We start from the raw sequence: 19,471 nt of genomic DNA, 5'->3' as shown, positions 1-19,471 counted from the left end.
CGCACGTGAGTCGGTGCCCGTTTCCGCTACGACGGGGAGACCGTCGAAGTGGTGGAGATGGCCGCGACCATGGCTGGCAACGAAGTGGTCTTGAAGGACTCCCGGGGTCGGCTGCTGCGGCTATCGCTGAAGGAACTGCTGTTCTCCGACCGCACCGCCATCATCCCCGATGATCCAGGACCATCCGGGGATGATGCCGAGGAGATCGCTTCCGTCATCTTGGGGCAGCTCACGGAGGCCGAGAGGGCGACGGCCCTGGAACGGGCTGCACATGTGCGGGAAATCCTGACCGGGTATCGGTCCGGCAGCGGGGAACTCGCTCAAGACGGGGAACCTCGCCCCGAGTACTCTCCGGCACGGCCTCTGGAAGAGCGCTATGCGGCGAAGGCCGCGGAACTTGGCGTCGGACACCGCTCCGTGAGCCGATGGGTCGCTCTATTCCGTGCGGGCGGCGAGGCAGCGCTTGCCCGCACGAAGGGGACCCGTCGGAAGCCGCAGTCCACTGCGGATGAGCGGTGGGTTGAGACCGTGCTTGAGGTGATGGTCGAGCACACCGGGGAGTCCAAGCCGTCGCGCACGATCGTGATTGATCGGACCCGGGCCCGGGCCCGGGTGATCGCGCGGTTTGGTCCGGATGTGGTGCCTCAGCCGATCCGGGCGACGGCCTTTCGGGTGCTGTCGGAGCTGGAGCGGCAGCATCCGCTGTTCCGGCTGAGTACGAAGCGGAACCGGGATATCGCCGATCGGCCTGATGGTGTCTACGGGAAGCTGCGGCCCACGCGGCCGGGCGAGTACCTGCTGATGGACTCCACCCGGCTGGATGTTTTCGCGTTCGACCCGTTCACGCTCAGGTGGGTGCAGGCGGAGCTGTCTGTCGGGATGGACTGGTACACGCGCTGCATCACCGGCATCCGGCTCACACCGGTGTCGACGAAGGCGGTCGATGTGAGCGCCGTCCTCTACCAGTGCTTCCGGCCGCGGCCCGCGGGGCGGGATTGGCCGCGGGAGGCAGTCTGGCCCGAGCACGGCATTCCGCGGACGGTGCTGGTCGATGCCGGTGCGGTCGAAGGTCCTGGGCTGGCGTCGCCGCCGATCGTGCCGGAGACGCTGGTGGTCGACCACGGCAAGGTCTATGTGTCGGAGCATCTGACCAGCGTTTGCCGACGGATGGGCATCGCCATTCAGCCCGCGCGGCTGCGGACGGGCCGGGATAAGGGTCCGGTGGAGCGGTTCTTCCGGACGCTGCGGGAGGACCTGCTGCAGGCCCTGCCCGGCTACAAGGGACCCGACATCCACTCTCGGGGCGAGTGCCCGGAGGACGACGCGTTCTTCTTCCTGGACGAGTTGGAGGCGATCATCCGGGAGTGGACCGCGACGGTGTATCACAGGCGGCCGCATTCGAGTCTGGTCGATCCGGGCACGCCGGGGCTGCGGATGTCGCCGACGGCGATGTTCGAGCATGGCATGGCCCGGGCCGGCTACATCGAGGTGCCCCGGGATCCGAACCTGGCCTTCGAGTTCCTGCACACCAAGTGGCGCACGATCCAGCACTACGGCGTGGAGATCGACCGGCGCCGCTACAGCGGGCCGGGGATTAAGGAGGCCAGCAGCATCAAGAGCCCCTATGACAGCCCGGTCAAGAACGGCTGGCCCCTTCAGGTCGATCCGGACGACATCACCCGGATCTATTTCCGTGATCCTGACCGGTGCTGGCGCACCTTGCGCTGGGAGCATGCGCCGTCCGGTTCGATGCCGCTGAGTGAGGACGCGTTGGCGTTCGCGCGGAAGCTGGCTGCGGCGAAGTATCGCTTTCCCGACGACAAGCTGGCTGCGGCGAAGTATCGCTTTCCCGACGACAAGCTGGCTGTCGCCGACTTGCTGGAGCGGTGGAATCTCGGGCTGGGGACCACGATCGCCGAGCGGCGGATGGCCCTGCGGCTCTCGCGTGAGCAGGCCGCGATCGAGGTCCCGGAGACCGAGGACGACGCCGTCTCCCTTTCCTCCGTACGCAAAGCCCTCGGAGAGTCCGCAGAGCCCACCAAGCAGACGCTGCAAAAGCCGGAGCCGGAGATGGCTGCGGAGATGGGGGACGACGACGCGGCGGACCTTGAAGACCTGGGCGAGGACGGGGACTTCTACGCGGACGCGCTGGAGGACGTGTGAGTACCGCCGCCGGTCAGCCTGATCTGGGCAATCTCGCGCTGTCCAGGAAAGAGGACTTCAGAGCGTTCGCCAGTACCCCGCGCCGCATCCAGCCGGCGCTGCTGAGTCGGGCCCAGCTGCGAGCCCTGGGGGCGATAGCGCTCGCCGAATACAACCGGCTGCGGCGGGAGTGGCACGCCAACCTCGGCCCGATCAAGACCCCGCAGCTGGCCGAGTTGCACGAGGACCTGTGGGACATCGTCGACAGCAATCTGCAAGATGGCGACAAGGCCAAGGGGGCGGTGGCCGTCGATGCCTTCCCCGGCTGGGCAAGACCACGTCCGTGCTGGCGTTCGCCCGGGAATTCCACCGCAGGGAGATCGCCGAGCACGGCGAGTTCACCGCCGAGGGGCACGAGCGCTGGCCGGTCTGCCGGGTCGGGCTGACGGGCAACACCGGCATGAAGGACCTCAATCGGGCCCTACTGGAATTCTTCGAGCACCCCGGACGAGTACGCGGCACTACCGCCGAGTTCGGCCGGCGGGCCCTGGACTGCATGCTGTCCTGCGAGGTCCGCCTGCTTGTCCTGGACGACCTGCACTTTCTGAAGTGGCGCAAGACCAGCGGCATAGAGGTGAGCAATCACTTCAAGTGGATCGCCAACGAGTTCCCCGTGACCCTGGTGATGATCGGCGTCGACCTGGCTGAGAAGGGCCTATTCAGCGAGGCCGGGGCCAACGGTGACGCAGCGCTGGCTCAGACCGGCCGCCGCACCACCCGGCTGACGATGCGCCCATTCACGATCGCGGACGAGCGCGGGCGGCGACAATGGCGGCAGATGCTCCTGGCGCTCGAGAAGCGCATCGTCCTGGCGGACAAGTACCCCGGGATGCTCGCGGACGAATTGTCCGACTACCTCTTCGCCCGCAGCACCGGACACATCGGCTCGCTCATGACACTGATCAACCGCGGCTGCCAGCGGGCCGTCCGCAGCGGCAGCGAACGCCTCGATCGGGATCTGCTCGACGGCGTGAAGAACGACGAGGCGTCCGAGAACGCCCGCCGGGAACTCGAAGCGGCGCTGGAGAAACGACGGCTGACCAGTCGGCCCCGATCCAGCTTGGCCACGTGACGAGCACCCTGGGCACGTTCCCCATCCGGGTGCAGCCCCTGCCGGGCGAGGCCCTCGATTCCTGGCTCGAAGCCCTGGCCCATCGTCTGCACACTCCCCTCGGCGACGTTCTCGCGGGCCTGGGGCTGCACGCGCCGGGCCCGGAGCAGGCCGACAGTCCGTCGACGGAGATGCTCACCAGACGTCTCACCCCCAGCACGGCCTCGGCAATTTCCCAGGCCACCGGCACCTCCGTCGCCACTTTGCACGCTATGACCTTGGCCCACTACGACCAGCGGGCCCTGGTCCTCGACCCCCGCTCTGGACTGGCTGCCAACGCGACGCGCTGGGGCAGAAGCACCGGCTCTCGCTTTTGCCCGGACTGCCTGGCCGAATCGGGCGGCCGCTGGCAGCTGAGCTGGCGACTGGGCTGGACGTTCGCCTGCACAAAGCACGACCGCCTGCTGGCCGACCTCTGTCCTCAGTGCCTCAGCCGCCAGAGGCCCCGCCCACCGGCCATGCGCGAGATCCCGCATCCCGGGCACTGCCGGAACCCGTTCCAGGAGGACGATGCCGATTCCGGCAAGCGGCGCTGCGACGCCGATCTGGCCCAGACGGCCACCGTGCTACTCGATGTTGGCCATCCCGCGATGGACGCCCAACGGCTCGTGAACGCGATCGTTGACTCCGGCACCGCCGACTTCGGTCCCTACGCCGACCACCCACAGACTGCCCTCGACGCACTGGCCGACCTGCGGGCCCTCGTCGGCCAGATCCTCATCCACGCTCCACGCAGGGCCCTGGCTGAACGGCTTCCCACGGACCTCCCTCTCACCACGGACGAGGTGAACACCCTCTTCTCCCCATCTGAGTTCGAACTCCTGGCCCGCCGGGGGATGCAAGCGTCCAAGAGCGCCGCCATCACCGCCGTCGGCACCACCCTCGCCGTGAACATCCTGACCCGACCAGACATTCAGCAGGCCAGCGCCGCCATCCGCTGGGTCACCGAAGCTGACCACGGTCCTCGCCCTTCAGAACGAACAACACTGCTCGCCTCCTGGGGAAAGGGCACCACCGAAACCTTACGCTCAGTACAGCTCGCGGCCGTCGGCCCTCAGCTCCGGGCCGTCGACCAGCTCCGCTACCGCGTTCGTACCGCCCGCCCGAGCGTCCAGCCGCACGCACGGACCCACCAGCGCCTCCGGTCGATCCCCACCTCACTCTGGCCCGAACTCGCGCTGCCACTCGTTCCGCCCCAGCACCACCACTACCCGATCATGAGGCCAGCCCTGTCCTGCCTCATCGGACTGGTCGGCAACCGCCAGTCCATCGACGCCATCGCCGAGCGCCTGGGAAAGGCCACCACCGGATTCATGGCGTCCCGAATGCTCAACTACCTGCGAGGACACAGGCAGTGGCCGGACATCCAGACCGCCCTGATCCACATCGCGGACGAGTTGGACACCCACCCGGCCCCAATCGACTACCAGCGGCGGCGACGCATCGACTACACCCACCTGCTGCCCGACGACCAATGGGCCGCTATCGCCCGGCAACTCGGGATCAACCGCGGCAGCGGCACGCTCGCCAGGCTCTTCAGGAACTACCTCTTCCTCCGCATCAGCGGCCTGCCCAGCTCGATGGCGCCCTCCACCTGCATCCCCGTGAACATCTCCGCCCGCTCACAGCAAGCCATGCGTTACCGCCGCTTGACCGCGGAAGTCCTCGCACACCTCGACCATGCAGCCGAAGAGTTCCTGCGACGCCACCACGTCGTTGATGAACCGGTGACATGGCACCCACCGGCCGACATCCTCCACGGCCTCACCTTGCCCGGGCATCATCCCTCCAGGATCGACATCAAGGTGCTGCACCGACTGATCCGCGAATCCGAAATGACGGCTACCCAGGCCGCAACGCATTTGGGCACCACCCTCGACGTCGTGCGCTGCCTCCTCGATCAGCAACCGGCACCCGATACAACCGAGCGACGCCCACGGCCCGCACCTGTCACCGATCCTGTCCGCGCTGCCCTGGACGCCACCACCTTCCGCGCCCTCTATCACGACCAACACATGTCCCTTCGCACCATCGGGGAGCTCTACGGAGTCAAAGCCGACGTGATCAGAGGCATCGCCGCCGAGTACAGCATCCCGACTCGCACCCCGAAGGAATACCGGCAACTCCAGGAACTCTCCCGCGAATGGCTGCACGAGCAGTACATCAACCGCGGTCGCAGCCTCGACGACATCGCTGCAGAGACCAAGATGACGAGGTCAAACGTCGCCAAGCGGCTCAAGGCCCAGGGCATCCCTCTTCGACCCCGCGGAGGTGCAAGCCACAGCGAGACGCTCCGGATCCAAACCCGAGCTCGCCAGGCACCTCGACTCCTGCGGCCCGTACTGAACAGCCCCGCTGCAGAGAAGCGACTCCGACGTTTCGTGATCGCTTCCACCTATCCCACCTTGCAGAAAGCCGCCCGCGCACTCGGGCTCCACAACAGCACGCTGGTGAACCAGATCAACCGGCTCGTCCGCGAGCTCGGCGGGCCTTTGCTGCAACGAGCCGAACGGAGCCGCCCCATGACACTTACGCCTCTCGGCAGGCGTGTCGTCAACGCGGCAGTAACCTGGCTCTCCAGCCACGAACAGACTGCTGACGATCCGACAACACAGCGAGACTGATCTTGCCGATCCGCTCGTGAGGCAGAAGACATCGGCGCAGGTCAGCGCGCCGACCATACGTCGTGGACCGCACGGCCGATGCGCGGCTCACCGGCCAGACTGGCGGCCTTGATCGCGCGTTGGGCGAAGACGTCTTCGTGGCGGTCTGCCATCTGTTGCAGTGCGTCCTTGCGGTCCCGCTTGGAGAGCCTGTCGAGATACGTGTGTCCGACGAGGTGGTCGGTCTCGTGCTGCAGGCACCGAGCGAAGTAACCCATCCCCTCGATCATGAGCGGGTTGCCTTCCTTGTCGAATCCTCGCGCGACAGCATGATCGGTGCGGGAGACCGCCATGGCGGCACCGGGGACGGACAGGCACCCTTCGAAGTCGTCGATGAGACAGCGGCGGCCCGGATCGGGGAGGTCGAGAACCGGGTTGATGATGTGGCCGACATGCCGGATCCCGTAGTCGTCCGGGCAGTCATACACGAACATCCGCAGGTCGACCCCAACCTGATTGCCTGCGAGGCCGGCACCGTCGGCGACGTGCATGGTCAGGAACATGTCGTCGGTCAGCGCGGACAACTCGGAGGTGCCAAACTCGGTCACCTTCCGGCACGGGCGGTTCAGGATCTCCTCGCCCACCACCGCGATCCGGCGCACAGAGCCCCGTTCGGCCTCCGGTGGCAGAGCTGGATAGGAGTCGACCGGCTTGCCCTGAACGCGGACTCGCCGGTCGATAGGACCAGAGCGGTCGTGACGAACGGACATTGCGATCTCCCCTTCTTTCCGGGCCGCACCTGGGAATCGTCGGCGGCCCGAACTCTCCGAGTAGCAGGACCAGTTGCGAAGTCCTTTGCAAAGTAGCAGACTTTGCAAAGTGACTGAAGAAGACTTCAACACCCCGTCCGGCCAGTCCGCCAAGGCCGGCGAAGGGCTGCGCGAGCACGAGGTCCGCACAGCCCTGCTGAACCTGCTCGCCGAAGCCGGCACCGTGACAGCGAGCGAAGCGGCCGCCCGGCTGGGCTACAGCTCCGGGCTCTGCTCGTTCCACCTGCGTCAGCTCGCACGCCACGGACGCATCGAAGATGCCCCTCACAGTGGAGGCCGCGCTCGCCCTTGGCGCCTGCGGCAGTCGACTCCGGCGGTCGGTTCGTCCGCTGAGGACTTCGGTGACTTGGCCCGCGGGCTGGAGGACGAGAGCTGGCAGCGCTGGGACAACCAGAGGGACCAGGCACCAGCCGAATGGCGCCGCGACGAAGCCTTCAGCGCCGTCGCCTATCTGACACCCGAGGAGATGAGCCGGGTCGCAGCCGTAATCCGACGGGCACTTGCCCCCTACCAGGAGCGCGAACAACGACCTTTGGCCCGGCCTGAAGGCGCCCTCCCGGTGGCTCTCATCAGCCGGTTGTTCCCTTTGCTTCCCCACGCGACGGACGACGCGGGCTGGGAGTGAGAAGTCGAGGGCGGCAGCTCGCGGATCGCTTGAGGAAATGACACGACGGTGAGACAGCAGGCAGATGCAACGACGTGAGACAGCCTGAATACCCCAAGGTCACAGCGCTGCTACATGACACAGAAGCCGAGACCCGTCAACAAAGTTGTAGGTTCTCGCGGCTGATGTCGTAATCTCGCGAGCAATGTCGTACACGACATCGTGATGAAGATTCGTTCCCGCGCAAGATGATCAGCGCGGCGGAGTCAGCCCCCGGGGGGGCAAGGGCGTCTGGATGAGGGCGCACACCAGCGACCTGATGGCAGTGCGGCTCGTCTGTTCCGGGAACGGTACCAGCGGCGCGGTCAGTAGGGAGACGCTGAGTTCTGCTTTGCCCAGTTCTTCTCGGCGTCGGAGCCTCCTGGGGGCGGCACGATTCCGTTGATCATCCAGAGGTCCTCGCTGGTTTCGTCGGCGTGGAACTCCCAGTGCAGCCCTGCGTGCTGTTCGAGGTGGGGCTGCAGCATGCCCTTGATCCACTGGGCGGTCCGGCGGCGGGTCTCCTGGTCGGGGTTACGCCGGGCGATGTGGTCGATGGCGATGCGGACCCCGGCTGGGGTGGGTTCCCCGCCGACGTAGAAGGGCCGGGTTTCGTGGAACAGCGTGACCACGTAGAACCGGGGCAGCCCGACCTTTTCGTAGTGGTCGGCGATGCGGGAGGCGAGTTGGTGTTTGTCGTCGTCGGTGAAGACTCCGGGGGTGTGATGAATAGTCCACAGTGGCATGGCGGTTCGGTACTCCTCGGGTGATGGGATGAGATGTCAGCTGGCAGCTGAGAAGGTCAGGTGCTCCACGGGGCCGGAAAGCGCTGCTTTGACGGTGACGGTGACGTCGTCGGCGAGCACTTCCGTGTCCCCGGCCTCAAGGCCGTCGACGATCCGCGCCGCGATCTCGGCGGGCGTGGCCTTCTGCCGTTCGATGGCGGAGACCATGTCGGTGTCGATGAATCCAGCGTGCACGCCGACGACCTGGGTGTTCTGGGGCGCCAGTTCGAGTCGGAGCGAGTTCGTGACAGACCACGCCGCAGCTTTGGATGCCCCGTAGGCGCCGCTGCCGGCTAGCCAGGACAGCACGGAGTGCATGTTTACCAGTGCGCCCCCGCTGTTGGTGGCCAGGATCGGCGCGAACGCCCGCGCCACCCGCAGCGGCCCGAAGACGTTGACGTCGAATGTCTCGGTGGCGTTCTCGACATCGCCTGTCAGCAGTGCGGCCGGCAGCAGGACGCCGGCGTTGTTGAACACGATCTCGGCGTCGGCGGCGACCTCCGCGAGGGCGGCGACCGACTCCGTTGAGCGGACCTCAAGCTCGGCGGTGACCACCTCTGGGCGGTCGTCGATGTACGCCGAGCGCGCGGTGGAGTACACCTTTCGCGCCCCGCGCGCCAGCAGCTCGTCTACCAGCGCCGCGCCGAGCCCGCGCCGGCCGCCGGTCACCACGGCCACCCTGCCCGCTACTGCAACCACAGCACCCTCCACCTGGATAACGATGTCGTTAGTTAGATGGAATCACGCCGCGCTGGGTAACGCAAGCGTTAGTTACATTGGTTACAATGGTGGGATGACGATGGAGTTCGAGGAGCGGCTGCGCGACCGGGATGCCTGGTCGATCGGCGACGGGTGCTCGGCGGAGCGGGTGCTGGACCTACTGAGCACCAAGACGGTGTTCCTGGTGGTCCGCGAATGCTTCTACGGCACAGCTAGGTTCGAGGACTTCGTGGCGCGGATCGGGACCTCCGCACCCGCGGTGTCACGGGCGCTCAAACAGTTGGAGTCCGCACGGGTCGTCGCGCGCGTTCCCTATCAGGAACCGGGCAGGCGGGCCCGCGACGAGTACCGGCTGACCGAGGCCGGCGAGGACCTGCTGCCGGTGTTCCTGTCGCTGATGCAGTGGGGTGACAAGTACCTACAGGAGGGCCGCCCGCCCCTGTCGTTCGTCGAGACCGACACCGGCCGTGCGATGCGGGTCCGCGTGACCGCCGACCCGGCGCCGGAGACGACGTCCGACAAGATCGAGATCCGACTGAACCCCGCCTGGCGGCGCGGCTAGCGGCCTGCGACCGGCAGCACCTGGGGAATGCCACGATTCTGAGACTGATCTTGATGACATCACGGTGAGACAACCAAGAACTCCCAGGTGGCACAAGATCGACATGTCACGCGCGGCGAGAACCTACAGCGTCCCGGTCTTCGCGCGCGATCGTGCGTCACGCGGATCTGCCGGCCGCCGAAAACGCCGGCCATGCCGGCTACGGCGCTCCCACCGCCCCACAGGTGGGCCCGGGTTCGGGTTTGGGCCCGTGGGCCCATGTACACCTGTAAACAGCCGACTAGTCTGACGTCCTCTCCCCTATGGTGACGCCGAGTGTGGAGAGGGCCATCGGAGGATTCCGGACGGCCGTTGCCACTGCCGGTGCAACAGCAAACGCGGAGATCAGGAGTGGTTCGGCGATGAGGACACAGGTGGTGCGCCGCCTCATAGCGGTCGCGGCTTCGGCAGTGCTGGTCATGGGCATTGCCTCGGGGTGCAGCGGATCCTCCTCCGACGGGGAGGACAGTTCGGAGAAGCCTGCGAACAAGGCCCCGGGCGCGGAGTCCGCGGCGGACGGCTCCGAGGACAACGACGGCAGGGGCGGCGCACAGGCACTGTCCGATGGGGAGCTGAGCAAGGTCGCTCTCACCACCGCGGACGTCAAGGACTTCAAGGTCCAGAAGCCGCCGACCGAGGCCCTGCAGAGCGAGACCAGGCCCAAAGCGGACAAGTCCGAGTGCCAGCCGATCGCCGGAATGATCGGTGACGGACAGGATCCCGCACCGACGGGCACGGTCTACCGGCAACTGACCACCACCGACTCGAAGAAGCTCGGCCTGGCGCTCTTCGAACGGCTCTCCGGCTACAGCCAGAAGGATGCCGAGAAGACGATGGCGGATCTCCACGCGGCAGTCGAAAAGTGCACTGGCGGCTTCAATACCAGTGAGAAGTCGGACAGTTCGACGTACAGCGCGGTCAAGGCGGTGACCGCCCCGAAGGCCGGTGACGACATCGTCGCCTACGAGCTGACCGGGAAGCTCAAGGGCGACCAGATGCCTCTGCTGTTCACCGTGGTCCGGCAGGGTTCCTCGGTGGCCTCGTTCTACTCCATGAACCCCTTCGAGCCGGCCAAGGCCGAGATCCCGGCCTCGGTGGTCACCGCCCAGGCCGAAAAGCTGAAGTAGCCGCCCGCAGCGCACGGGGGAGGGAGGCGCACCGTGGGAAAGGGCACGGAGGTGACCGGCAGGCGACCAGGTGGGCGCCGCCCGCGGGGTTTCTCACTCGTGCGGATGCTTCGATTACGGCCCGGGGATCACGGTCAGACGGCGACGGAGTACCTCGGTCTGGTCGTGGTCGTCGTGGCGATCATCGGCGCGCTGGTCGGTACGGGGATCGGCACGGAGATCATGTCGCGGATCGGCACCGCCGTCTGTGAGGTCGCGGGTGGCGGCAACTGCGGTGACGCGGAGGCCGGTGGCGGGGACGGCCCGGTGGCGACCGGGAGCAACGACGACGCCAACGACGACGCCAACGACGACGCGAACGACGACGCCAACGGCGGCGCGAACGGCGGCGCGAACGGCGGCTCATCCGCCGGAACCGATGGGAGCGGGCAACAGCCGACGAACGACGGCTCCGGTGCCAAGTCCCCTGAGGAGAAGGCCGTCGAGCAGGCGGAGCAGGACCTCAAGGATGCCGAGAGGGACTGGGAGAACGCCGAGAGAAAGACCAAGGAAGCGGCCGCGGAACTGATGAAGATCGCCAGCGAAGAGCTGGGGATCGACGCGGCCCTGGATTGCTTCGCCAAGGGCCGGCTCGACGCATGCGGCGAAACGGCTGTGAATGTCGCCCTGAGTTTCGCCGGCGGGGTGGCAGGCAAGCTCCTCAAGAAGTACGGAGCGCCGTGGAATTGGAAGAAGGGGTACCAGCTCGCTCAGCGGATCAGGAAACACGGCGGTGACCTGGCCGGCGGGGCGAAGGGCATGTGGGACGCCAACAAAAAGGTCAAGAAGGCCGGAGAAGCCCTCGAGCAGGCCAAGAAGAAACTCCCCAAACGCGAGAAGAAGCCGGAGAGACAACCGGAGGGGAAGCCGGAGAAGAAACGGCCTGAAGCGTGCCACAGCTTCCTTCCGGGGACCCGGGTCCTGCTCGCGGACGGCACACGTACGGCCATTGAGGACGTACGGGTCGGCGAGCGGGTCACCGTCACCGACCCCGCTCGCGGGCTGACCACGAGCCGTCCCGTGGTGGGGACGATCACCACCGAGGACGACGAGGTGTTCACCCGCCTCACCGTGCGGGTGGAGGGCGGCCGGGCGTCGACCATCACGACGACCGATACCCATCCGTTCTGGCTGGCCGACCGGCACCGTTGGGCGGACGCCGGCGATATTCGCCCCGGCGCGGAACTCCGCACTCCTTCCGGGACGACTCTCCAGGTCACCGGGGTCGGCCATTACACGAAACGGCAGCGCACCCACGACCTCTCCATCGCGGGCATCCACACCTACTATGTAGCCGCGGGCGCTCAGAACGCCCTGGTCCACAACAACGACGGTCGCTGCAAGGAGTTGGAACTCGGCCCCTTCGATTCCTTCGAACAGGCCCGTAACGAGGCGCTGGACCGGCTCGGAGAGATCGATCCGCATACGCGCCAACCCCTGATCGGGCGTCTCGAGACGGCGACTTCCACCTATGGGAAGAAGGTGGGTTTCACCACCCGCCCCCACGGGGTCTACAAGGAATTCAGAATGGACTACGACCCCACAAAGGGACCGCACATCAACGTCACGGTCGGCAAGGGAGCTTCAGCGAAGAAGTATGCGGTCAAGTGGAAAGGGACCGAGGAAGAGTTCGAACGGCTGCTGGAGAACAACACGTGACGCAATACTCGTACGGAAGCCACCCGGAGCTCCTGCCGAAGTCGCTGGGGCGCGGTCCGGAGACGGAGAGTTCCGGTGTCCGCGAACTGACGCTCGACGAGAGCCGCCGACTCGAAGCGGCCAGTATCAACCGCTTTCCCCCCGCCTCCGGGGGGTCGCTCGAATGGGAGGACGGCTCCTATCTGGAGCAGCACTTCTACGAGGACGAACCCGATGGGGCCCGGCTCGTCGGCGGGCTGGTGTCGAGCCATGCCGCACCGGACTCGGAGGTCGTGCTGTTCTGGGGCAACCTGATCATGCCCACGGTGGCTCTCCCGGCGAGCTCCCTCGTCCGGCACATGGATGAGGTGCTGGAAGTCGGCCCGGTGTTCTGGGTCTTCTTCCCGGAGAGTCATGTGCTCATCGAATGCTGCCCTGACGGGCAGGTGACGGTGGCCGCAGTTCCAGCCGCCTGAAGCCGAAGGGGACGGGGGCAGGGGCAGCAGGCAGCGGCCAGGACCGTACAACCACGTCGGACCCCGCGGCGGACAGGGCTTGCCCCGTCGCCTACGTAACCGGTTCCATGCCGGTCAAAGGATCACAGAGCCCACAGCCCCTTGCCCAGGGCGCTGAGCCCGCGGGCCGGCGCAAGCAGCAGCACCATCAGCCGGGCCCGCCCCTCCGGCACCAGCTTCGCAAGCACCTTCCCTGCTGTCTCCCCACCGCGGAGGTGACCTGCCCGGCGACGGCACCTCGCCGCGTCGCGTCCAGGACTCGGACCTCCCCGACAGGGAGCCACGGGCATGATCGAAGAGCCCCTGACTAGCCTCCGCCCGCTGGGACGCACAGTATGGATTGCAGGTGAGTGACGAAATGTCCAGCGATGGAGGCGCCGGGGTCGGACTCCCGAACCCACGGGCGGACCCGGCAGCCGGGGCACACCATGCCGGCCTGCAGCCCACGGCGGAGCAGGCTGTGACGCAGCCGGCCCCGGTGTTCGCCGGGGCAGCGCTCGCTGCTGTCTATGTGCTGCACGACGAGGACGGGGAGCTGCGACTGGCCGGGACCGTCGGGGAGCCCGGAGCCCGGTACGGGCTGTCGGCGTGTTACGCCCTGTCCGATCGGTCCCCTGCCGCCGACGCCTTCCGGGCGGGCCGGCCCCTCTGGCTGGACTCCGCGGAGCTCGCCGCCTACCCCGAGAGCGCTCCGGGGACGCTTCCGGCCGGCATTTCGCTGGGCGCGTTGCCGCTCGGCGTGAACGCCCGTGGCCTCGGTTGCCTGGTCGTCGTGGACGACACCGGGGAAGGCTTCGACGTCGAGCGGCGCAATCTCCTGGAACTGTACGCCGACCATGTCGCCGCACGGCTCGAAGCAGGCGGTGAGCCGAGCGCTGTCGAGGCACTGGCCGGGACGGGGCCCCGCGCCCTTCCGGGCCCGGCCTTGGACGGTCCCCGGGTCGGCTCGTTCACCTTGGTGCTGAGCACCGGGCTGATCGATGCGGACGCGAGCCTGCTCGAACTCGTCGACATCGCCGAGGAGGACTTCGACGGCCGGGTGGAGACACTCCTGGCCCACAGCATCCCGGAGGACCTGCCCGCGCTCATGTCCATCGTCGAGCCGGGTCAGATGACCGTCGGCGACCGGGAACTCGAGTTCCGTATCCGCCGGCCCACCGGCGAACTGCGCTGGCTGCGGGTGCGCTGCCGGGTCCTGCCCGACGCCGTCGGCAGGCCGGAGCGCGTGCTGGGCGTGGTCGCCGACGCCTCGTACCTGCGGCCCGGCGCCGACGAGGTCTCCCGGGTACAACGGCTGTCCGCCACGCTGGCCAATGCGGTGACCATCCAGGACGTCAGCCGGGTGGTGGTCGCCGCCCTGCGGGAGCCGCTCGGAGCCGACCGGGTGGCGCTCGCCGAGCTCGGCGGCGACCGGCTCGTGGTCACTGTCCTGGACCCGTCGGAGCCCAGCGGTTGGCCGGAGGTCTGGCGGTCCGAATGGCGCTCCGAGTGGCCCGACCTGCCGACCCGCGCCCTGCCCACCCTCGCCGCCGCGCTGCGCGAGGGCCGGGCGAGCCTGTGGTCCGCGGGCACCGCGCTCGAACCCGGCCTCGCGGGCGTCGGCCCGGGCGGTCTCGCGGTCCTGCCGCTCCCGGCCGATGGGCGGGTGGTCGGCGCGTGCCTGGTGGGCTGGGACGAGCCGCACGAGTTCGGCCCGGAGGAGCGGTCCCTGCTGACGGCGACGGCGGGCTTGGTCGGGCAGGCCCTCAAACGCTCCCATGCGCTGGACGCCGAGCACGAGCTCGCCACGATGCTCCAGCGCAGCCTGCTGCCGCGCAGACTTCCCGAGCTCGGCGGAGGGGTGGCCGTCGCCCGCTATCTGCCCGCGGTGGTGGGACTCGAAATGGGCGGTGACTGGTACGACGTCATACCGCTCTCCGAGGGCCGTGTCGCACTGGTCATCGGGGACGTGCAGGGGCACAGCGCCGCGGCCGCCACGATCATGGGTCAGATGCGGACGGCGATCAGGGCCTACGCCGTGGAGGGGCACCCGGCCGACGTGGTCGTCTCCCATACCAACCGCCTGCTCGTCGGCATGGAGACCGACCTCTTCGCCACCTGCTGCTACGTCGAACTCGACATGGAGGAAGGCGAGGCCTGGGTCGTCCGGGCGGGACACCTCCCGCCGTTGCTGCGCCACCCGGACGGCGCCACCCTGGAGGTGACGGCCGAGGGCGGCCCCCCGCTCGGAGTGCTCGAGGACGCCGAGTTCACCATCACCACCGTCGGACTGGTACCCGGGACGGTCCTCGCCCTGATGACGGACGGCCTGGTCGAGTCCTCACGGCTCGACCTGGACGACGGCATGGACCGTATGCACGAGGTGCTCGCCGCCACCGACCCGTCCGACGCGGACCGGGTGGCAGATGAACTGCTCGGCGCCGTCGACCGGCGCGACGACGACGTGGCGCTGCTGCTCCTGCGCTACGACGGGATGGAGTTCCGGCCGATACGAGCCGGATGGACGGTGTGGCGGCTGCCCGACGCCGTGGTGCACGCTCGCCGCTTCACTGCCCGCACGCTGCGCTCCTGGGGCCTGGAGGAGAACATGGACGTGGCTCTTCTGGTGGTCTCCGAGCTCGTCACGAACGCTCTGATCCACACGCAGGGAGAAGTGCGCCTCGACCTCACCGTGACAGTGGGCCGCCTGCGGGTGGCCGTGAGCGACTTGTCGCCGCGTGCGCCCGCCAAACCGGTGATCGTGGGCTGGGAGTCGACCGGCGGCCGGGGCATCCTCCTCGTCGAGGCGATGTCCTCGTCCTGGGGCTCGGTACCGGTCAGCGGCGGCAAGCAGGTGTGGAGCGAAATCCAGCTGCCACCACGCGAGCCGCGAGTCACGGACGCCCTCGGGAGGCAGGAGAGGCCCGCCGAGCCCCGGACCGGACACCCCGTCACCGGGTGAACAGTGAGGAGGTGCTCGGAGTGAAGCCTCGGTCGCCCGGCGCCGCCGTCGCCGTGGCCGCTGTGTCCCTCGCTGTCGCCCTGGTGGCCTGCGGACAGGCCGCCGAGTCCGGTGGCTCGGGCGGGAACACCCCCGGTGGGCCGAGGGACGGGGTGACGATCGGCCTGCTGCTGCCCGACAGCCACACTGCTCGCTGGGAGGCGTTCGACAGGCCCCTGATCGAGCAGAAGATCAAGGAGCTCTGCAGCGCCTGCACGGTGGAGTACGCCAACGCCCAAGGGGACGTGGCCACACAGCAGCAGCAGGTGGACACCATGATCACCAAGGGGGTCGACGTGATGATCCTCGACCCTGTCGACTACAAGTCGCTCCGCTCCTCGGTGAAGCAGGCGGACGCCGCGGGCATCCCCGTCGTCTCCTACGACCGCCTCGTCGAGGGCCCGATCTCGGGCTATGTCTCCTTCGACGGCGACGAGGTGGGCAGGCTCCAGGGAGAAGCCCTCCTCCGAGCCATGGGTGACAAGGCGGACGGTGGACAGATCGTCATGATGAACGGCGATCCGACCGACCCGAACGCGGTGTGGTTCAGGAACGGGGCGTTCTCCGTCCTCAAGGACAAGGTGAAGATCGGCAAGGAGTACGACACCCCCCGGTGGAGCCCGGAGAACGCCCATATCAACATGTCCGGCGCCATCTCCGCCCTCGGTGCCGGCAGCATCGACGGCATCTACTCGGCCAACGACGCACTCGCCTCGGGCATCGTCTCCTCCCTGAAGTCCGGCAACGTCAAGCCACTGCCCCCCGTCACCGGCCAGGACGCCGAACTCAATGGCGTACAGCGCATCGTCAAGGGCGAGCAGTACATGAGCGTCTACAAGCCCTTCAAGCCCCAGGCGGAGGCCGCCGCCGCGATGGCCGTCACTCTGGGCCGCGGCGAACCGCTCGACGACATCACCCAGGAGACGGTCAGCACCCGCGCCTCGAAGAATGTCCCGGCCGTTCTGCTCAACCCCGTCGCACTGACCGTCGACAACATCAAGGAGACCGTCGTCAAGGACGGCATGTACACGATCGATCAGATTTGCACCCAGAAGTTTCTTTCGGCTTGCGAGAAGGCTGGGCTCACCAGGTAATCAGGGGGAGAAGGGAGATGGTTTCGGTGTCATCCCCGCCCCTGCTGGCGTTGCGCGGCGTCTCCAAGCACTTCGGTGCCGTCCAGGCGCTCACGGACGTCGATCTGGAAATCCACGCCGGCCGGGTCGTCGCCCTGGTGGGCGACAACGGCGCCGGCAAGTCCACCCTGGTGAAGGTGATCGCGGGCGTCGCTCCCGCCGACAAGGGGCTGATCGAGTGGGAAGGCCGGGTCGTGCAGATCAAGCGCCCTCACGACGCCCAGGACCTGGGCATCGCCACCGTCTACCAGGACCTCGCGCTGTGCGACAACCTCGACGCCGTCGGGAACCTCTTCCTCGGTCGCGAGATCCACAAGGTCGGCGTCCTGGACGAGGTGGAGATGGAGCGCCGCACCCGCGATCTGCTGCACACCCTGTCCATCCGCATCCCCAATGTGCGCGCCCCTGTCGCCTCCCTGTCCGGCGGTCAGCGCCAGACGGTCGCGATCTCCCGCTCTGTCCTCGCCGGCCCCAAGGTCCTCCTTCTTGACGAGCCCACCGCCTCTCTGGGCGTCCAGCAGACGGGCCAGGTCCTCGACCTCGTCGACCAGCTGCGTGACCGCGGGATCGGGGTGCTCCTCATCAGCCACAACATGGGCGACGTCAAAGCCGTCGCGGACGAGGTCGCGGTGCTGCGCCTCGGCCGCAACAACGGTCTCTTCGATGTGAACACCGCATCCCAGGAACAGATCATCTCCTCCATCACCGGAGCCACGGGCGAGGCCGTGACACGTAATCCCCCGCATGCGGGGGAGGCAGAGCTGTGAGCAGGCGCGGGCAGGTCTTCAAGGGCTGGATCGACGCATACGAGCACAGGCTGGCCAGCGGAGAGCTCGGCTCGGTCCCCATCGTCCTCGGCCTCGTCATGATCTGGATCATCTTCCAGAGCCTGAACAGCAACTTCCTCTCGGCGCGCAATCTGTCCAATCTCAGCGTGGACATCGTGGGCACCGGCCTGATCGCGGTCGGCATCGTCTTCGTGCTGCTGATCGGCGAACTCGACCTGTCGGTCGGATCCGTCAGCGGTCTCGCGGCGGCCCTGTTCGCCGTGCTGAACGTGCTGCACGGCGTGCCGGAATGGCTCGCCCTCATCATCGCGGTGCTCTGCGGCGCGGTCATCGGAGTCGTCCATGGATTCTTCTTCGCCAGGGTCGGCGTACCCGCATTCGTCGTGACCCTCGCGGGCCTGCTGGCCTGGAACGGCCTGATGCTCTACATCCTGGGCACGAACGGCACCATCAACCTCGACGACGAAGGGCTGGTCGCCATGCTGACCAGCCACTACTTCAGCAACGTCGCTGCCGCGTACGGTCTGGCGGCGCTCGGCGCGGCGGTGTACTTCCTCAACGCCTACCAGGACCGGAGGCGCCGCAAGGCCGTCGGGATGCCGTCCCGGACCCTCAAGGAGATCGTGGTGCGCACGGGTGTGCTGGCGGTGATCGCGTTCGCCGTCGCCTATGTGCTCAACCAGTTCCAGGGCCTGCCGCTCTCCCTCCTCATTTTCCTGGTCGTCATCGCCGGACTCGATTTCCTCCTCCGCCGCACGTCCTACGGGCGCAAGGTCTACGCCCTCGGCGGCGGGGTCGAGGCAGCCCGCCGCTCCGGCATCAACGTCGTGTGGGTGCGGATCTCGGTTTTCATGGCGTCCGGGACCATGGCCGCGGTCGGTGGCCTGTTTCTGGCCTCGCGGATCACCTCGGCGAGCCAGACCTCCGGCTCTGGCATCCTGCTCATGAACGCCATCGCCGCGGCCGTCATCGGAGGCACCAGCCTCTTCGGCGGACACGGCACCACCTGGTCCGCGCTGCTCGGCATGCTGGTCATCCAGTCGATCGCCTCCGGAATGGCCCTTCTGGGCATCCAGGCAGCCGTCCAGTTCATGATCACCGGCGGTGTGCTGCTGGCTGCCGTGGTCGTCGACTCACTGTCGAGACGCTCCCAGAGAGCACACGGCCGGGCCTGACCCCCGGTCCGCTACGGGTCTGACCCGCGGTCCGCTACGGGTCTGACCCGCGATCCGGCTACGGGACGGGCTCCCGCGCCCGCATCCGGCCCGTCCCGGGGAAGCGAAGGCGAGGCGTCACCCGCACAGCGCAGCCACCCGCGGCGACCTGCGACGGCCGGAGCCGTCATCGCGTTGGGGTCCAGCAGAACGGCGTCCCGGCCGAAGGATGCGAGATCCGGCAGTGCGGCGAGTACCTCCTCCGTAGAGGGACGTCGGAGGAACGATATGACGCCTTCGGCAGCTCCGGCTTACTGGCCGACTGCACGGGCATCGGTCGACACCGTCAGCCCGACCGAGAACGAGTCGACGTCCACTCACCTGCGGGAACCGAGAACGGGACTCGGACGCGACAAGACCTGGTTCGCCGATCAGGGTTGGCCCGGATTCAGTCATGTGCGAGGTGATTCCGGAGGGTGTTCGCCGGCCGATCTCGGGTGGAGGGCGCGGGGGAGCGTCGGGGTACGGAGCGGGCCGCCGGTCGTGGTACGCGCTTCGCAGAACCGAGTGCGTCGCCGATGCTCAGGCCGGGCGTGTGAGCA

Annotated in this window: 16 protein-coding genes; 13 read left to right on the top strand and 3 right to left on the bottom strand. The window is 67.7% G+C overall.

Annotated features, from left to right (window positions below; genetic code table 11):
- The first annotated feature begins 57 nt into the window (after positions 1 to 57).
- Genes ABZW18_RS24730 through ABZW18_RS24715 form a run of 4 tightly spaced genes read left to right on the top strand, consistent with a single transcriptional unit; the run spans position 58 to position 5,937 of the window.
- Complete coding sequence (locus ABZW18_RS24730) at positions 58 to 2,163, top strand: transposase (protein WP_356191095.1); 2,106 nt, start codon at positions 58 to 60, stop codon at positions 2,161 to 2,163.
- On the top strand, positions 2,160 to 2,588 hold the full coding sequence (locus ABZW18_RS24725) for a hypothetical protein (protein ID WP_356191092.1): 429 nt from the start codon (positions 2,160 to 2,162) through the stop codon (positions 2,586 to 2,588). Before ABZW18_RS24730 ends, ABZW18_RS24725 begins: the two co-directional genes overlap by 4 nt.
- Positions 2,486 to 3,274 carry a TniB family NTP-binding protein gene (locus tag ABZW18_RS24720; RefSeq protein WP_356191089.1) on the top strand — a complete coding sequence of 263 codons (789 nt, stop codon included), beginning with the start codon at positions 2,486 to 2,488 and terminating at the stop codon, positions 3,272 to 3,274. The genes ABZW18_RS24725 and ABZW18_RS24720 overlap by 103 nt, the downstream gene beginning before the upstream one ends.
- Positions 3,271 to 5,937: a TniQ family protein gene (locus ABZW18_RS24715; protein ID WP_356191086.1), complete on the top strand. Its 2,667-nt coding sequence runs from the start codon at positions 3,271 to 3,273 to the stop codon at positions 5,935 to 5,937. Before ABZW18_RS24720 ends, ABZW18_RS24715 begins: the two co-directional genes overlap by 4 nt.
- Before the next feature lie 41 nt (positions 5,938 to 5,978).
- Here ABZW18_RS24715 and def read toward each other — a convergent pair whose 3' ends face one another.
- A complete protein-coding gene (gene def, locus ABZW18_RS24710; RefSeq protein WP_356191083.1) occupies positions 5,979 to 6,686 on the bottom strand; it encodes a peptide deformylase in 708 nt (235 codons plus the stop codon).
- A gap of 109 nt (positions 6,687 to 6,795) precedes the next feature.
- Between def and ABZW18_RS24705 the strand changes: the two genes are divergently transcribed.
- A complete protein-coding gene (locus ABZW18_RS24705; RefSeq protein ID WP_356191081.1) occupies positions 6,796 to 7,371 on the top strand; it encodes a helix-turn-helix domain-containing protein in 576 nt (191 codons plus the stop codon).
- Positions 7,372 to 7,715: 344 nt separating this feature from the next.
- On the opposite strand, the gene ABZW18_RS24700 is transcribed toward ABZW18_RS24705, so the two are convergent.
- Together ABZW18_RS24700 and ABZW18_RS24695 are read right to left on the bottom strand one after the other, a co-directional pair.
- A complete protein-coding gene (locus tag ABZW18_RS24700; protein ID WP_356191079.1) occupies positions 7,716 to 8,135 on the bottom strand; it encodes a tautomerase family protein in 420 nt (139 codons plus the stop codon).
- A gap of 36 nt (positions 8,136 to 8,171) precedes the next feature.
- Positions 8,172 to 8,873, bottom strand: coding sequence for an SDR family oxidoreductase (locus ABZW18_RS24695; protein ID WP_356191077.1), 702 nt, complete (start codon positions 8,871 to 8,873; stop codon positions 8,172 to 8,174).
- A 94-nt stretch (positions 8,874 to 8,967) separates the two neighbouring features.
- Between ABZW18_RS24695 and ABZW18_RS24690 the strand changes: the two genes are divergently transcribed.
- The 8 genes from ABZW18_RS24690 (at position 8,968) to ABZW18_RS24655 (ending at position 18,890) form a co-directional block, all read left to right on the top strand.
- Entirely contained in the window at positions 8,968 to 9,456 is a 489-nt protein-coding gene (locus ABZW18_RS24690) for a helix-turn-helix domain-containing protein (protein WP_356191074.1), read from the top strand.
- 401 nt (positions 9,457 to 9,857) lie between these two features.
- Positions 9,858 to 10,622: a hypothetical protein gene (locus ABZW18_RS24685; protein WP_356191072.1), complete on the top strand. Its 765-nt coding sequence runs from the start codon at positions 9,858 to 9,860 to the stop codon at positions 10,620 to 10,622.
- 33 nt (positions 10,623 to 10,655) lie between these two features.
- A complete protein-coding gene (locus tag ABZW18_RS24680; protein ID WP_356191070.1) occupies positions 10,656 to 12,320 on the top strand; it encodes a polymorphic toxin-type HINT domain-containing protein in 1,665 nt (554 codons plus the stop codon).
- Positions 12,317 to 12,775: a hypothetical protein gene (locus tag ABZW18_RS24675; protein WP_356191068.1), complete on the top strand. Its 459-nt coding sequence runs from the start codon at positions 12,317 to 12,319 to the stop codon at positions 12,773 to 12,775. The genes ABZW18_RS24680 and ABZW18_RS24675 overlap by 4 nt, the downstream gene beginning before the upstream one ends.
- A gap of 397 nt (positions 12,776 to 13,172) precedes the next feature.
- Positions 13,173 to 15,755, top strand: coding sequence for a SpoIIE family protein phosphatase (locus ABZW18_RS24670; protein ID WP_356191066.1), 2,583 nt, complete (start codon positions 13,173 to 13,175; stop codon positions 15,753 to 15,755).
- Between the two features lie 20 nt (positions 15,756 to 15,775).
- Positions 15,776 to 16,888 carry a substrate-binding domain-containing protein gene (locus ABZW18_RS24665; RefSeq protein ID WP_356191064.1) on the top strand — a complete coding sequence of 371 codons (1,113 nt, stop codon included), beginning with the start codon at positions 15,776 to 15,778 and terminating at the stop codon, positions 16,886 to 16,888.
- Between the two features lie 17 nt (positions 16,889 to 16,905).
- Positions 16,906 to 17,694 carry an ATP-binding cassette domain-containing protein gene (locus ABZW18_RS24660; RefSeq protein WP_356191061.1) on the top strand — a complete coding sequence of 263 codons (789 nt, stop codon included), beginning with the start codon at positions 16,906 to 16,908 and terminating at the stop codon, positions 17,692 to 17,694.
- On the top strand, positions 17,691 to 18,890 hold the full coding sequence (locus ABZW18_RS24655) for a sugar ABC transporter permease (RefSeq protein WP_356191059.1): 1,200 nt from the start codon (positions 17,691 to 17,693) through the stop codon (positions 18,888 to 18,890). Before ABZW18_RS24660 ends, ABZW18_RS24655 begins: the two co-directional genes overlap by 4 nt.
- Positions 18,891 to 19,471: the final 581 nt, after the last annotated feature.

This window comes from Streptomyces sp. NPDC004647 (genome assembly GCF_040609575.1).
Classification (GTDB): Bacteria; Actinomycetota; Actinomycetes; order Streptomycetales; family Streptomycetaceae; genus Streptomyces.
The sequence above is the reverse complement of the archived record's forward strand: the minus strand, read 5'-3'. Positions and strand labels throughout refer to the sequence as shown.

Bases quoted from the DNA above. Each gene is read 5' to 3' on its own strand.
- ABZW18_RS24730 (WP_356191095.1), top strand. From the start codon at position 58: ATGGCCGCGACCATGGCTGGCAACGAAGTGGTCTTGAAGGACTCCCGG.
- def (WP_356191083.1), bottom strand. From the start codon at position 6,686: ATGTCCGTTCGTCACGACCGCTCTGGTCCTATCGACCGGCGAGTCCGC.
- ABZW18_RS24700 (WP_356191079.1), bottom strand. From the start codon at position 8,135: ATGCCACTGTGGACTATTCATCACACCCCCGGAGTCTTCACCGACGAC.
- ABZW18_RS24690 (WP_356191074.1), top strand. From the start codon at position 8,968: ATGACGATGGAGTTCGAGGAGCGGCTGCGCGACCGGGATGCCTGGTCG.
- ABZW18_RS24685 (WP_356191072.1), top strand. From the start codon at position 9,858: ATGAGGACACAGGTGGTGCGCCGCCTCATAGCGGTCGCGGCTTCGGCA.
- ABZW18_RS24670 (WP_356191066.1), top strand. From the start codon at position 13,173: ATGTCCAGCGATGGAGGCGCCGGGGTCGGACTCCCGAACCCACGGGCG.
- ABZW18_RS24660 (WP_356191061.1), top strand. From the start codon at position 16,906: ATGGTTTCGGTGTCATCCCCGCCCCTGCTGGCGTTGCGCGGCGTCTCC.